This is a genomic window from Streptomyces sp. NRRL B-24572, from assembly GCF_002156145.1.
Classification (GTDB): domain Bacteria; phylum Actinomycetota; class Actinomycetes; order Streptomycetales; family Streptomycetaceae; genus Streptomyces; species Streptomyces vietnamensis.
On sequence record NZ_MWIG01001205.1, the window covers coordinates 1 to 582 of the forward strand.

The following is a 582-nucleotide window of genomic DNA, read 5'->3' on the forward strand; positions in this document are numbered from 1 at the left end:
GGTCCTCCTCCTGCCCGGCGGCGGAAACACCGCCTGCTCCTGGCGGGCGACGGCCGCCGTGCTCGGCGCGACGCACCGGGTCCACGCCGTCGACCTCGTCGGCGGACCGGGCCGCAGCCGGGCGGACGGCCGCCCGATCCGTACCGCCGCCGACCTCACGGCCTGGCTCGACGCCCTGCTCGACGGCCTCGGACTGACGTCGGCGTCGTTCTGCGGGCACTCGTACGGCGGGTGGATCGCGCTCCGGTACGCCCTGACGGCCCCCGACCGGACCGACCGCCTCGCCCTCCTCGACCCGACCGGCTGCTTCGCCGGCTTCCACCCCGGCTACCTGCTGCGGGCCCTGCCCCTGCTGCTGCGCCCGACGGCCGCCCGGGCGGAGGCACTCCTGGCCTGGGAGACCGGCGGGGCCGAGCACGATCCGGCGGTGCGGCGCCTCGACGCCCTGGCGGCGGAGCTGCCCCGCTACCGCCCGGTCACCGGCCCCCGCCCGACCCGCGCCGAACTGGCCGCCCTGCGGCCGCCGACGCTGCTGCTCGTCGCCGGGGGGAGCCGCGTCCACGACGCGGCTCCCCCCGGCGA

Annotated in this window: 1 protein-coding gene; it reads left to right on the plus strand. The window is 79.6% G+C overall.

All coding sequences use genetic code 11. The features are described 5' to 3' along the window. Nucleotides 1-582 (plus strand): alpha/beta fold hydrolase (locus tag CCN56_RS41320; RefSeq protein WP_143664860.1); only part of this gene is annotated, 582 nt, incomplete at both ends.